This is a genomic window from Chryseobacterium sp. T16E-39 (assembly GCF_002216065.1).
Lineage (GTDB): Bacteria > Bacteroidota > Bacteroidia > Flavobacteriales > Weeksellaceae > Chryseobacterium.
On the sequence record NZ_CP022282.1, the window covers coordinates 2159815 to 2174853 of the forward strand.

13 protein-coding genes are annotated in these 15039 nt (G+C 33.7%); 2 read left to right on the top strand and 11 right to left on the bottom strand.

The features are described from left to right. Positions 1 to 119: 119 nt before the first annotated feature. The 11 genes from CEY12_RS09800 to CEY12_RS09850 all read right to left on the bottom strand — a co-directional run bounded on the left by CEY12_RS09800 (position 120) and on the right by CEY12_RS09850 (position 13235). Positions 120 to 926, bottom strand: coding sequence for a polysaccharide biosynthesis/export family protein (locus CEY12_RS09800; RefSeq protein WP_089029838.1), 807 nt, complete (start codon positions 924 to 926; stop codon positions 120 to 122). Positions 927 to 1026: 100 nt separating this feature from the next. Continuing rightward, entirely contained in the window at positions 1027 to 2976 is a 1950-nt protein-coding gene (locus CEY12_RS09805; RefSeq protein ID WP_089027524.1) for a polysaccharide biosynthesis protein, read from the bottom strand. A gap of 477 nt (positions 2977 to 3453) precedes the next feature. After that, positions 3454 to 3915: a regulatory protein RecX gene (locus CEY12_RS09810; RefSeq protein WP_089029839.1), complete on the bottom strand. Its 462-nt coding sequence runs from the start codon at positions 3913 to 3915 to the stop codon at positions 3454 to 3456. Positions 3916 to 3978: 63 nt separating this feature from the next. Then, positions 3979 to 5244 carry a serine hydroxymethyltransferase gene (gene glyA, locus CEY12_RS09815; protein ID WP_089027525.1) on the bottom strand — a complete coding sequence of 422 codons (1266 nt, stop codon included), beginning with the start codon at positions 5242 to 5244 and terminating at the stop codon, positions 3979 to 3981. A 248-nt stretch (positions 5245 to 5492) separates the two neighbouring features. After that, positions 5493 to 6398, bottom strand: a complete 906-nt coding sequence (locus tag CEY12_RS09820; RefSeq protein WP_089027526.1) for an NAD(P)/FAD-dependent oxidoreductase — start codon at positions 6396 to 6398, stop codon at positions 5493 to 5495. 74 nt (positions 6399 to 6472) lie between these two features. Then, positions 6473 to 7993 (bottom strand): glycosyltransferase family 39 protein, encoded by a 1521-nt coding sequence (locus CEY12_RS09825; RefSeq protein ID WP_089027527.1) that lies wholly within the window; start codon positions 7991 to 7993, stop codon positions 6473 to 6475. 12 nt (positions 7994 to 8005) lie between these two features. Continuing rightward, complete coding sequence (locus tag CEY12_RS09830) at positions 8006 to 8572, bottom strand: hypothetical protein (protein ID WP_089027528.1); 567 nt, start codon at positions 8570 to 8572, stop codon at positions 8006 to 8008. Positions 8573 to 8704: 132 nt separating this feature from the next. Continuing rightward, positions 8705 to 9898: an efflux RND transporter periplasmic adaptor subunit gene (locus CEY12_RS09835; protein WP_089027529.1), complete on the bottom strand. Its 1194-nt coding sequence runs from the start codon at positions 9896 to 9898 to the stop codon at positions 8705 to 8707. 42 nt (positions 9899 to 9940) lie between these two features. After that, positions 9941 to 11212: an ABC transporter permease gene (locus CEY12_RS09840; protein WP_089027530.1), complete on the bottom strand. Its 1272-nt coding sequence runs from the start codon at positions 11210 to 11212 to the stop codon at positions 9941 to 9943. Between the two features lie 57 nt (positions 11213 to 11269). Continuing rightward, complete coding sequence (locus tag CEY12_RS09845; RefSeq protein WP_089027531.1) at positions 11270 to 12499, bottom strand: ABC transporter permease; 1230 nt, start codon at positions 12497 to 12499, stop codon at positions 11270 to 11272. Positions 12500 to 12545: 46 nt separating this feature from the next. Further along, the gene (locus CEY12_RS09850) at positions 12546 to 13235 is read right to left on the bottom strand and encodes an ABC transporter ATP-binding protein (protein ID WP_089027532.1); all 690 of its coding nucleotides are present in this window, start codon (positions 13233 to 13235) and stop codon (positions 12546 to 12548) included. Positions 13236 to 13660: 425 nt separating this feature from the next. On the opposite strand from CEY12_RS09850, the gene CEY12_RS09855 reads away from it, so the two are divergent. Both CEY12_RS09855 and CEY12_RS09860 read left to right on the top strand, forming a co-directional pair. Then, on the top strand, positions 13661 to 14635 hold the full coding sequence (locus CEY12_RS09855) for a ribonucleotide-diphosphate reductase subunit beta (RefSeq protein WP_089027533.1): 975 nt from the start codon (positions 13661 to 13663) through the stop codon (positions 14633 to 14635). A 95-nt stretch (positions 14636 to 14730) separates the two neighbouring features. Next, positions 14731 to 15018, top strand: coding sequence for a hypothetical protein (locus tag CEY12_RS09860; RefSeq protein ID WP_089027534.1), 288 nt, complete (start codon positions 14731 to 14733; stop codon positions 15016 to 15018). The last annotated feature ends 21 nt before the right edge of the window (positions 15019 to 15039 follow it).

Below are 15039 nucleotides of genomic sequence, written 5' to 3' on the forward strand. Positions count from 1 at the left end.
AAGTTATGTTTTCATCATACAAACTATGTACGACCAGACATACTTTACATTTTTCCTATTATTTGTGATTTGAAAACCACCCTTTTGGTGATTATTATTCTAAAAATTTCTATGTTTTACTAATTTTTAATCAAAGCCAAAATTCCTACAGTGATCGAAGCTATTACTGAAGCAACAGAAATATAAAGTCCTGTATTTGGGTCTACTCTTGCTGCTTTTTCTCTATTCGTACTAGGCTGAACATATACAACATCATTCTGCTTAAGATAGTAATACGGCGAATTAATAAAATTAGCACTTGTAAGATCAACTCTTTCCTTGCTAATCTGACCGTCTACGTTTCGAACAATTAATATGTTATTTCTAACTCCATATACCGTAAGATCTCCTGCTAAACCAAGAGCCCCCAGCAAAGTAGAATTTCCGTCAGGTATCATATAGGTTCCCGGTCGGGCAACTTCTCCAAGCACAGAAACTTTAAAATTAACCAGCTTAACATCCACAATCGGATTTTTCACATAATCCGATATTAAACCAACCAGTTTAGTACGTAGCGTCTCAATATTTTCATTCTTTGTACTTATTTGCCCTATTTGAGGAAAAATAATATTCCCACTTGTATCTATAACATAAGTAGGTCCTGACACAGGAACCTGTTGTGGAAGATTGTTAGAACTTGGTACAGAGTATTGTGTAATCGTAGAGTTTGAAGAATAATTTTGATTAAACGGTTTTACGACATCCAGATCCTTTGCAGAGACTGTAATAATCAACTGGTCTCCTGGCTGAAGATCTACTCTGCTATTCTTAATTGAATTTTCCAATGCGATATTATCGATATCTTTCATATAATTAATATCCTGCTTGGTCGCACAAGAAAACATAGCCAAACTTACAGCTCCATAAATAAAATACTTTAAACTCATTCCTGATAATTTTTCCACAAAAATAGGATAATTAATTTTCTCGCAAAACATGCGTTGATTTACTCTTATTGATTAGTGTATTAATATGTTGATCTATGACTTATTCCTCTACTAAAGGTTCTCTATCTAAAATTTCAAATTCCGAATTATTACTAATAAATTCCTGAACAATAGTTTTTAATATTCTAACAACCTGCAATTTATCTCTTTTTACAGCTGCTAAAATAATCTGTTTACACAACATATCAACTTCTTCAAATTCCATCAAAGGATCTCTAGAGATCAGAATTTTCTCATGGTGAGTTGGAATGGTAACCGTATTATTACTTAAAAGTTCTTCATATAACTTCTCTCCTGGCCTCAAACCAATAAATGTAATTTTGATATCGACATCCGGTGTATATCCGGATAATTTTATCATTCTTTTGGCAAGATCTAAAATTTTAACAGGTTCACCCATATCAAACACATAGATTTCCCCTCCATTCCCCATAGTTCCGGCTTGAAGCACCAATTCGCACGCTTCAGGTATTGTCATAAAATAACGGATGATATCAGGGTGCGTAATTGTTACCGGTCCTCCTTTCTCGATCTGTTTTCTGAAATGAGGAATTACTGAACCATTTGAACCTAAAACGTTTCCAAAACGGGTAGTTATAAATTTAGTTGTATTTCCAGGTGAGTTCTGTAAAGACTGTACAAACAATTCTGCTGCTCTTTTTGAAGCACCCATTACATTGGTAGGGTTGACAGCTTTATCCGTAGAAACCATTACAAAACGGTTTACCTTATATTTTTTAGATAATAAAGAAAGGTTTTTTGTTCCTAATATATTGACGAAAATTGCCTCATGAGGGTTTTCTTCAATTAATGGTACATGTTTATAGGCAGCAGCATGATAAACCATTGAAAACTGATAGTCTTCAAATACTTTCTCTAATCTGTAACTGTTCGAAATATCTGCCAATACAAATTTGAACTTCTGATCCGGGAATTTTTCCAACAACTCGAGTTCCAACTCATATAAAGGTGATTCTGCCTGATCGAGCACAACGATCAATGAAGGATTAAATTGTGAAACCTGTCTCACAATTTCACTACCAATAGATCCGGCACCCCCTGTTACCAGAACATTTCTTTCAAAATGTCTCTTCCTTACATCCTCACTCTCGATCTTGATTGGTTTGCGGTTTAATAAATCTTCAATCTGAAGGTTACTGATTCCCCCCACCAAATCACTGTCTCTCATTTTACTGAGTGTAGGAGCTTTTAAAACTTTTAATCCATTATCTAAAGCTAAGGTCATCCATTCTTCAATTTCTTGCTTTGTCATGATTTCCTTAATTAATAAGACAGCATCGAACTGTTTTATCAATTTATCACTTTTAAAGAATTGATTTTTATTATAGATCTTATACCCAAGTAACAGGGCACGGTTAGAATCCGATCTCCCTGTAAGAAACCCCTGTAATCGGTATGGATAATTTGGATTATGCATAATTGCACGGGCTAAAGCTACAGAAGCTTCACCCACGCCTACAACAGCTATCCTTACCTTAGAAGAAGCTCCTTTAATATCAATAAGAATATTAAAGAATTGCTTTGTTACCATTCTAAAGAAGAACATTATAGATACTGAAATAAGAAAATATAAGAATAAATTAGGGTATAGAAACAGGGATGTTCCCATAGCTAACTGGGAAATATAATTTATTATTAACAGACTTACCAGCGTACTACCAGATGATAGTATGATTTTGAAGAAATCAAAAAATGTAGAATGTCTTATAATTCCCGCATAGGTTTTAAAGACATACATAAATAAGATATTCGTTCCTATCAGTAAAATTCTTTTCTGAAAAGTATACTCTGGAAAATTGACTTTAACATCTAGATTTCTTAGGAACAGACGTGAAAGCAATATAGAAAATAATATAATAAAAATATCAATCAGAATTACAACCCATCGGGGTACATATCTCAATTTGGTAATTTTCACAATGTTATCGCCATTGTAAAGAGCATTAAAAGCTTCATGCAACTTTTTCATTCAACATTAGGTGATTTTATTAGCTTGGCAAAGGTAATAGATAATATTCATATTTCTAAATGCAAAAATTAATTTCTTTTTCTATGTTATCTATTTCCAACAGATCTATATTCCTCATCCATATTATTGTTAATAACTTTAATATAGTACAAAATTCACAAATTTCCTTCATAATTCATACCGTATTTTTACCCTTTTTTAGATATAAATCCGAAATGTAAATATTGCAAACCACATGCATTTTTCGTGCCACTTATTACATCCCTTAATTAAAATTTTAATTTTTTCTTAATAAATTTATGTAATGTATTACGTATAAAAGCCTTATATTATAAAAATTAACAGATCAAAATAAAAAATATAGAAAAGAATTAAATTATACCTCATTATTTCTGATTCCAATTCATATTTAATTTAAATCTAAGCAAAACTATTTTTTTTTACGCTAAAATAATCTCCGTGGAAATTACATATATGTTAATTATCTATGATCTGTAAGATCATTTCGTATTCAAAACCTTTACCCATCAAATATTTTATGGTTTTAGACTTTCTTTGATACTCTTTAGGTTCTTTGAGCTTCGAATAATAATCTTCGAAGTTTTTTCTGATTGTTTTCACATAATCATCTTCATCGATTTCATCAAAACAGGCATTTATAAGTTTTTCTGAAATTTGTTTTTGTTTCAAATTGATCCTGATTTTATTTCTTCCCCAATGCTTTATATAAAATTTACCTCTGATATAACTTCTGGTAAATCTTTCTTCATTTAAATAATTTTCCTGCAACAGGTATAAAAGAATTTCTTCTTTAGCTTCGGGAATCAACATAAATTCCCTCATCTTTTGATCTACTTCAGCATGGCACCGATCCTGATAAACACAATAGTTAACCAGCTTCTGTTTAATTTCCTCAAAAGTATAAGATTTCTTATCCATAAGTTTATAAAAAAAGAATGAGCAGTTGTTGCTCATTCTTTATATTTCAAATTAGCTAAAAAACTAGTAGTTAAATAAAGCCTTCCCTTCCATTAGTTCATTTACCTTTTTTCTTACTGAGGTAAGAACTTCTTCATTTTTGATATTATCAACAACCTCAGAGATTAATTCTGAAATAGTTTCCATATCATTCTCCTTCAACCCTCTTGTAGTGATCGCTGCAGTTCCCAGTCTAATCCCTGATGTTGTAAAAGGTGATTTATCATCAAAAGGAACCATATTTTTGTTACAGGTGATATCAGCTAATACCAATGCTTTCTCAGTTTCCTTTCCATTTACTCCCTTATTTCTAAGATCTACAAGCATCAAATGATTATCCGTTCCTCCACTCACAATATCAAAACCTCTACTGATCATTGCTTTTGCTAATGCCTGAGCATTAGATTTAACCTGCTTAGCATACGTTTCAAATTGAACATCCAAAGCTTCACCGAAAGCAATTGCTTTACCTGCGATAACGTGTTCTAGTGGTCCACCCTGAATTCCCGGAAAAACAGCTCCATCAAGAACCTGACTCATCATCTTAATTTCTCCTTTTGGTGTTTTGTGACCATACGTATTTTCGAAGTCTTTCCCCATCATAATCATACCTCCTCTAGGACCTCTTAATGTTTTATGAGTAGTTGTAGTTACTACGTGGCAATGTTCAAACGGAGAATTCAATAATCCCTTCGCCACCAAACCTGCCGGGTGTGCAATATCTGCCCACAACGTAGCTCCGACTTCGTCTGCCACTTCTCTGAATTTCGCATAATCTAAATCTCTTGAATAAGCTGAAAAACCTGCGATAAGCATCTTTGGTCTTTCTCTTAAAGCCACCTCTCTCATTTGATCATAGTCGATCAAACCAGTTTCCTGCTGTACCCCATAAGAAACAACATTATATTGAATTCCTGAAAAGTTAACTGCAGAACCATGAGTTAAATGTCCTCCCATTGAAAGATCCATTCCCATAATCTTATCTCCTGGTTTCAAAACTGCAAGATAAATGGCAGCATTGGCCTGAGACCCGGAATGAGGCTGAACATTTACATAATCAACTCCAAAAAGCTCCTTCGCTCTGTTTATTGCTAAAGTTTCGACCTCATCTACTACTTCACATCCACCATAGTACCTTTTACCAGGGTATCCTTCTGCATATTTGTTAGTCAGTACACTACCCATCGCTTTCATTACATTATCAGAAACAAAATTTTCTGATGCGATCAGCTCTAATCCATGGGTTTGTCTTTGTTTTTCCTTTTCAATCAGGTCGAAAATAATATCCATTTTACTTTAAGTTTTTAAGATTTTCCAGTCCAAATGTACGGAATTTCCTGCAAGATTTCAGTAAGTCTAAGGATGATTTTTGGAATAAAATTTCATAAAAATCACTCATTTCCAAATCCCTATCTACAATATTTCCAGTCAGAATAAATTCCTGTATTTCTACTCAATAATTCACAAAAAAATATTATAAAAGAAATTCCCTGCTACAAACAAATGCAACAGGGAATACTAAAACACTTAAAATTTAATTAAAATTCTTCTTCAATAAGCTCTTTATTTACCATAGCTCCCGCGGTATTTCCCGACCCGACAGCATTAGCAACTGAACGCATCATTGAAGAACTATCTCCACAGGCATAAACACCGTAGATATTTGTTTTATAAAAAGCATCCGTTTTAATATGGCCAGACTCAGCCAGTTCAATTCCTAAATCTTCTAAAATATTTAGGTTTTGTACAAAAGGAACTTTTGAATAAATAGCTTTTACTTGTGACCTGCTTCCATTTTTAAAAACTATAGCCTCCACTTTTCCATTAATATGCTCCAGGCTTTCAATTTCGTTTTCATTGACCTGAATATTATTTTCCTGCAATTTTCTTCTCTGACCTTCATCCAGATCTGACTTTCCATTGGTAAATAAGGTGAGATCTTTTGTCCAGTGGGAAATCATTTTTGAAAATTCAAAAGCAAAATCTCCATTTCCGATAATTCCGGTTTTTTCATACTTAACTTCATATCCATGGCAGTAGGGACAATGCAGAACAGAAATCCCCCAACATTCACTAAACCCTGGAATACCTGGTTTCATATCAAAAATTCCTGCAGCAACGATCAGTTTTTTACCTCTGAATGCTTGCCCGGATTTTGTTGTAACTTCAAAGCTATCCTGGATGTTCATCACTTTTACTGCAGTATCATCATAAAACTCTACAGAATGATAGTTCCTAACTTGTGCTTTAGCTATTTCACTGATCTCTTTCGGAGTTTTACCATCCTGCGTGAGAAAGTTATGTGAATGAGGAGTTTGTTCGTTACAAGGTTTACCGTTATCTATAATCAAAACATTTCTTAAAGATCTTCCTAAAGCCATTGCTGCTGAAAGCCCGGCATAACTCCCTCCAATTATTATGATATCAAAATGATTTCCTTCCATGGTTTCAAATAAAAATTAAAACAAAGATATGATAATTTTTAAATAACGCAACATAATTGCAATAATAAAGCCTTTTAAAATTCACTTTTAACATCATCAATTTCCTTCCTTATTTTCCCTCTAACATCTACTTTTGCCTGGCTGAAACTAAAAATAAGCGTACCTTTTTCTCTTGCAAAAGGATTGGTAATAGAATCAGCCTTTTTTGAAACCTCAAAATAAGGACCTGTCTCTTTTAATTCATCATCATTATCATTGTCCTTTATTCTTATTAAGTTAAAATATTTGTCCTTAAGATCAAACCAATTGATATAATCAGCATTGAATGAGACTGCCTTTATTCCCATCTTGGAATAATAATTAATAGCTCCAGCCTGACCATAATTATCACATAGAACTAATGTTTTTCCTGTCTTCGATAATTTGGAATATTCTTTATCTACTTTTTGAGCCAATTCTTTCCATCCTTGCATATCTGCAAAATCCTGAGGCAAAGAGTGATCTTTTCCATCCTCCCAACGCAACAATCCAAATTTTTTATATCGCTCCGGATTGTTCACAATAAACTCAGGACTTTTATTAGGAAATGAAATGCGATACATCGGGATAAATAAGATTATAGGATGCAGGATACAGATGGGCTTGAGAAACCGCTTCCATCCGTCTTTCAAAATGTAATCCAGGTAGACCGCTCCAAAGGCAACATAAACAGGGTAAAGACCTATCGCATAATAATCTTTGGCTTTAAAAAATACGAACAGCGTTATTGAAATTACATATCCCCAAAAGAAAAACCTGAACTTCTCAAATGGTTTGTAAAATAACAAAGCGTAAAAACCAAATATTATAACAAAAGTAACACCTATAAAAAACAATAGCTGAGACTTAAAAAAATCAAATCTGTTTACATTCACCAATTGGTTTTCAGACAGCAGTTTCATATGATGAATAACCGGAAAATTATTATGATATTGCCATAAAAGATTAGGGAAAACAATAACTAAAGTGATGAGGCCAGCCCAATATGTATGTTTGTTACTAAAAATTTCCCTTTGTTTTGTTAACAAAAGTGCAGGAATAAAACCCAATGCCAGAAAAGCAATATTATATTTATTTAAAACACCTAACCCAAAAACCACACCTGCGAAATAAAGCCATTTTACTTTTTCTGTATTCAGATATTTAATTAAATTATAAAAAAACAAAGTCCATAAAAGTACTTCTGAGGAGTTTGGTTGAAAAAGCATATTTAACCGTAAAAGCACAGAAAACAGCAACCCCAGAGAAGCTAAAACCTGAGCAAACAATCCTCCTTTCAATTCTTCAATGATTTTCCAGACCACAAGCATAGTTAATGCCCCGAATAAAGCCGGAAAAAATTTAACCCAGAATACAGACCCTCCCAGTATTTGAATCAACCACGCAAACCAGGAACTAAAAGGAGGAACCGACAAATACCCCCACGCAAGATGACTTCCCTGATCAATATGTAAGTACTCATCCCGCTGTAATTCATATTCAGGACTGATCAGTGAATATTGAAGAATAAATTTTACGATAATAAAAAGAAGCAATATCAGGGTATTTTTTTTCATTCCTAAATAGATTTAATTCATATTAAAATTTTGTTTCATCATTTCATTTTTAACATCTGTTATTCTTTCATTCCAGTAATTAACTCTCTCCATCTTATCCGGATATTCACTCGTCGTTTTATCCTGATAAAAAATAATATACTCATGATATTCCCGTAAAGCTAATTTTAAATACTCTTTATAGTCATTTAGATTCCGAGGTATATATCCAATCCCATTGCATCCACAGCTATGAAAATACTTCCCTACTCTAAACAGCCCTTCAATAATTTTCCATTCTTTATTGGCTCCTTTTTTAGGCACTCTAAAATCTTTGCCTAAATCAGCCATTAAGCTTCCACATTCGGGACATTTTATCGGCCGTGATTCTATTTCGTTAACCAATTCCGATAGCTTACTTCTTTCTGCTTTAGTAAAAAAGTGTCCAACTTTTCGAACAGACTTTCCTTTAGGCTCATGAAAGATTTTATCCTTCTTTATCCGAACTAGAATATCATTTGGATGTGCCTGCTTAAAAGATTTTTTACATTTAAAACAGGCATAATTGGATTTATATGTTTTCCCTGCATATCTACACATAATTATATTTTATAAACCGTTCAAATTTAGAAAATCATTTCTTTTAAAACACTTCAAGTAACAATTTCATTACATAAAAAAATCCCGGAAATTACTTTCCGGGATCTCAGATAAATGTATCTAGTTAGTTTATTATTTTTGTTTTTCTTTAAGTTCTTCCTTGTCTTTATCAGAAGGGTTCCAAACTTTCACTTCAGAATTTTTATCAATCCCTGAAAGCACTTGTACATTGATCCCATCACTAGCACCTAACTTCACATATACTTTCTTGAACTTTCCATCTTTCTGTTTCACTTCAACAAAAGGCTTATCTTTTCCATTACTCTTTTCATATTGAACGAGTGATTCATCCAATAGCAAAGCATTTTTTTGAGAATTTAATACAATCTCTCCGTTTGCTGAGAATCCAGCTCTGATGTATTCATTGCTAGGATTGCTAACATCACCTTCCACCGGGAATTTAATAGTTCCTAAATTATCTTTTCCTTTAGGAGCAATCATCGTTAATTTTCCAGGGAACGTTTTATTCTGAAGAGCCCCAATTACGATATTCATTGGCATTCCCTGTTTCAACTTTCCTGCCTGAGCTTCATCAATTTCTCCCTGGAAGATCAGTGAATTAAGATCTGCAATAGAACAAATTGTTGTTCCTGCATTAAAAGAGTTAGCCTCAATTACCTGACTTCCTACTTTTACAGGAACGTCAAGTACAGTTCCCGCTGCTTTAGAACGGATCTGTGTTGTAGCAAATCCTTGAAGCTCCGGTGTTACTCCGGTTTTTACGATCTGTAATCTTTTCTGAGCGGTCTGCAACTGCTGATTAGCATTCTTAAGGGTCTGTTGCTGAGAATACAATTGCTGTTGAGAATTTAAATAATCCTGTTTAGAGATCACTCCCTGGCTATAAAGCTTCTGCTGCATATCAAATTGCTTCTGCATATTGTCTACATTCAATTTAGCATTACTAATCTGAAGCTGAGAGTTCTGAACCTCTTGCTGCGCATTATTTACGTCATCAATTTTAGGAATAATCCTTACCGTCGCCACTAGCTGTCCTGCTACCACTTTATCACCTTCATCTACTAAAATTTTATCAATGATACCCGCAATATTGGGTTTGATTTCTATTTCTTCTTTTGGGATAATTTTTCCTGTCGCCATTACTTTATCATCCATATTCTGGATCGTTGGTTTTCGCGTAAGGAACGCCTCACTCTCTTTTGAATTAGATTTTATAAGATAACCAATTCCTGAGAATAATGCCACTACAAATAAAAGCCCCAACAATATATAAATGGCTTTTTTCAAAGTGAATTTCTTTTTCATATCTCTAGTTTATTTTTTTATTTAAATGGTTTAAAATTTCAATTATTCTGATCTCAATGCTTCAATAGGTCTGATTTTTACGGCTCTCTGAGCAGGGATCATTCCAATAATCAATCCAAGCACCACCATCACAGCCATCGCTGCGAATACATTTCCGTAATTGACCGTTGGATTATAGAATGGAAAAGCATCCTGATTCTGAGTAGCCATATTGAGGATCATGAGCACAAATATTCCCGACATAAATCCTAACAACCCGGAAGATAATGTGATCACAACACTTTCCAACAGAATCTGATTTCTTACTTCCGAAGGCTTCGCTCCTAAGGCTCTTCTGATCCCGATTTCTTTTGTTCTTTCTTTTACGGTAATCAATAAAATATTTGAGATCGCAATAACTCCGGCAAGGATCGTTAATGTTCCTACGATAATTGTTAAAAGCTGCATCCCTGTAAGGAATCCTGTTAATTTGCCAAATTCTTTTCCAAGATTAAAACTTCCGAAGGCATTGGTATCTTCTGGTGAAACTTTATTTTTAATTTTTAATACTTGTTTTACTTTTTCTTCTACAACTTTCAGATCTGCTTCAGGTCTGCCAACGATAGCAAACATATCAATATTGTCGCCGGCATTATACATTTTTGTATAGGTAGAAAGTGGAATAAATACAGTCCTGTCATTTTCAAAACCACCTCCCTTTTTTACTCTGAAAACACCAATGATATTAAAAAACAACCCTTTTACATTGATTGATTTCCCAATTGGGTTTTCTTTCTTTTTAGAATCAAAAAAGTTTTTATAGACTTCCTCTCCAATCACCGCAACACTTTTATTTCCTGACAGATCGGCATCATTGATGTAACGTCCGAAAATCAGTTTTTTCTCCGAAATTTTATTTCCTACAGGATAATCTCCGGAAAGTGAATAGGTAGCACTTTTACCATTTCTAGACATTGATTCTCCAGGTGTTCCTGTAAAACTTCCTCTTGCATTTTGTGGCGATATATAATCTATTTCCGGCACTTTCCTTTTCAGCATTTCCATATCAGGCAAGTGCAGTTTCATCTCTCTACCTTTTGGAAAACCTTCATAAGGAATGGAAGTTTTCTGAGCCCAAAGAAAAATGGAGTTTGTTGCAAAGCCCGAGAATAATTTATCAAAACCATTCTCCATCCCTTTTGCCGCTCCAAGCAAGCTTACGTACAAAAACATACCCCAACCCACTCCGATCATGGTAAGGAATGTCCGTAGTTTATTATTTCTCAGTGAATAATAAATTTCCTGCCAGGTATCCTTTTTAAATATGATGTTCATTGATGCTAGTTATGAGTTTGATTATATTTTTTTAAATATTATTAATAGCTGTCGGTTCTATTCTGATCGCAATGCCTCGATAGGTTTAATTTTTGATGCTCTATAAGCCGGAACGAAACCAGCGATAAGTCCTGAAAAAACCAAGGCTAAAAATGCCATAAAGACTTCTACTCCTCCTACACTAGGATTTTTAATAAAAAATTCTTCAAGCTTATTTCCTATCAGATTAAGAGTCAATATACCAAGTCCTACCCCTACAAACCCTGAAACCACGGTAATAACAACACTTTCCTGAACAATTAATGCTACAATACTTTTTGGTTTTGCTCCAATGGCTTTTCTCACCCCTATTTCCTGTGTTCTTTCCTTAACGATATACACCATAATATTACTGATTCCAATAATACCGGCAATCAGGGTTCCCAAACCAATAAATCCTACGATTCCTGTGATTACTGCTATGAATGTAAATGTATCATTCATATTTTCAGCATTATTCCAAACACGGACTCCATTTTCATCATCCGGAGAAACATTTTTCCGGGCTTTCAATCTATCTTTAAGCTCATTACCATACTTTATTGCCTGCTGTGGATTAAGGTTTTCGCTATAAGCAATATAGACTGTATTTACGGTATCAGAGCCTTTTTTCATTTGCTGTAAAGTTGTGATAGGGATACTAATATGCCGCTCATCCCAGTCTCCTCCATCATCAGAAAATACCCCAACTACCTTAAACATAGTTCCATTAATATTAAGGTCTTTTCCTATAGGACTTCCATTCTTAATTAAATCCCGTTGTACCATCCTTCCTATAACAGCAACATTTTGTTTTCTATCGAGATCACCGGCATTCAGGTACCGGCCTTCAAGAACTTTTCGGTTTTCTATAAATTTTTCTTCAGAATCGGTTCCATGTACCTGATAGGTCCCACTTTCCTTTCCATACTTTACCAATAAGTTAGCCTCATATCTTGGTGATGCGTGGCCCACTTTTTCTTTATCTTCATTAACAAGGAAATTGTAGTCATCATTATTCATTGTAACGGTACGATCAGACTGTAATCCTTTATAAGCAAGTGTAGTTTTCCCTGTAAAAATGGAAATCAGATTTTGGGCATCTCTTGCAAAACCCTCTGTAAAAGCGTTTTGAAGACCTTTACCTATTCCAAAAAGAACGATAAAGATAAATAGCCCCAGTGCTACAGTAAATCCGGAAAGTACTGTCCGCAATACATTACTGCGAATAGAGCTGAATATTTCCTGCCAACGATCCAGGTCAAACATAATTTTATTTTTTTTACTTTTTTAAAGTCAATGTAAGGTTCACTGTTTACAAAACAATCTGTTTTATAAATTCATCGCTTTCAATAATCCCATCTTTCAGAATAACATTTCTTTTAGTTTGTGCTGCAACATCCGGCTCATGGGTAACCACAATAATTGTCTTTCCTTCATTATTAATATCCTGAAGCAATTTCATAATATCATGAGTTGTTTTTGAATCCAAAGCTCCGGTAGGTTCATCGGCCAGCACAACTTTAGGATTGGTAATCAAAGCCCTTGCAATCGCTACCCTTTGTTTTTGTCCACCTGAAAGTTCATTTGGGAGATGCGTAGCCCATTGAGCAAGGCCTACTTTCTCTAAATATTCCATTGCGATCTGGTTACGTTCTTTTCTGGCTACATTTTGATAATACAAAGGAAGAGCTACATTATCTAAAGCTGTTTTATATCCGATCAAATTAAAAGACTGGAAAATAAATCCCAGAAATTTACTTCTGTATTCAGCAGCCTTCACCTCTGATAAATGTTCGATTGGAACACCATCCAGCTCATAAGTACCCGAATCCTTTTCGTCCAGAATACCTATAATATTAAGGAGTGTAGATTTTCCTGAACCCGAACTTCCCATAATGGAAACAAACTCGCCTTCAGAAATATTCAGATTAATTCCTTTGAGAACGTGCAGTTTACTTTTCCCGGTATCGTATGATTTGTTTAAATCCTGAATTACTAACATTAAGTGATCTATGTTTTATACTCAATAAGTAGAAGATAATTTCAATTTGTTACAAGAATAGAAATTAATTGTAATTTTTTACTGTTTAATATATTAACCCTTTATTAATAGATATTTAAAAATATTTGTTTAACTGTAACTTATCAAAAATATTTATTTACTGCCTATTAGTGTAGTTAAACCAATATCAGTGCTTGTTTCATGTAAATGTGGAAAACTTTTACGGTTAAAAGTCAACCAATTAGTGTTTACCCCTTTCAAAATCATTTCTTTTTTTCGAACTTTGTGCTTCGCACTAACAAATAATAAAAACACTTTTCTTGTGAAAAACTTTTAAATATAAGTTACAACAAATCAAGCCGTTATTTATTCTTTGAGTTTTATCCACAGTGATCTAATTATTTTAATTTAAACACATTTTTAATATGGGAATTTTTGATAAGAGAGTAAGTTACAAGCCATTTGAATACCCTGAGGTTCTTCAATTTGTAGAAGCGATTAATAAATCGTTCTGGGTACATTCAGAAGTGGATTTTACTGCAGACATTCAGGATTTTCATTCGCAGTTAGAACCGCATGAAAAAAATGCTGTGAAAAATGCCTTATTAGCTATTGCACAGATTGAGGTGTCTGTAAAGACATTCTGGGGAAACCTATATAATCATATGCCAAAACCTGAACTTAATGGTTTGGGAGCAACTTTTGCAGAATGTGAATTTCGCCATTCAGAAGCGTATTCCCGTTTATTAGAGGTACTAGGATATAATGAAGAATTTAGTAATGTAATAGAAGTTCCGGCTGTGAAAAAGAGAATTGACTTTTTGTCAAACGTTCTTAAGCATGCTAATTCTTCTACACCAAAGGAATATGTTTCTTCATTATTATTATTCAGTATCCTTATTGAGAACGTATCTCTTTTCTCACAATTTGCGATCATCCTTTCTTTCACCAGATTTAAAGGATATATGAAAAACGTTTCTAATATTATTGCCTGGACTTCTGTGGATGAGCAAATCCATGCTAATGCAGGAATTTATTTAATCAATAAAATTCGTGAAGAACAACCTGAGTTATTAACTGATTCTGATATTGAAGATATCTACACGCTAGTGGATCAATCTGTAGAATTAGAAGGCGAAATCTTAGATTGGATATTCGAATTAGGAGAAATAAGCGTGTTCTCAAAAGAAGATTTATTAAACTTCATGAAATACCGTGTTGATGACAGTTTAAAGAAAATCAATATGGAAACGCGTTACAACATTTCTCCGGAACAATACCGTCCAATGAAATGGTTTGAAGAAGAAGTGTTTGCTAACTCTATGGATGATTTCTTTGCGAAAAGACCTGTAGACTATACAAAACATGATAAGAGTATTACAGCGAACGATCTGTTTTAATTAAAACAATTTCTGACAAGTAATTTAATAACAAGAATCTGTCCTTTCAGAAAAAGATTTTTTTCTGAAAATGACAACAAACTCCAAACACAAAGATGATTAACGTAATTGTAACCTATACTGTAAAGCCTGAATACGTTTCAGAAAACAAAGCGAATATTCAAAAGTTTCTGAATGACTTCAAGCAATTGGATCAATCAACATTTGAATATAAGGTGTTTGCAAAAGAGGATGGCGTTACATTTTTACATTATTCAAATTACATCAATGAAGAGGTACAACATGAGGTTCTGAATATACCATCTTTTAAAGAATTTCAAAGATTAAGAGATGAGAGTGGACTGAATGATTCCCACAAAGTAGAATTTTTACAATCAATTTAATAATACAAAATTCCTGACTGC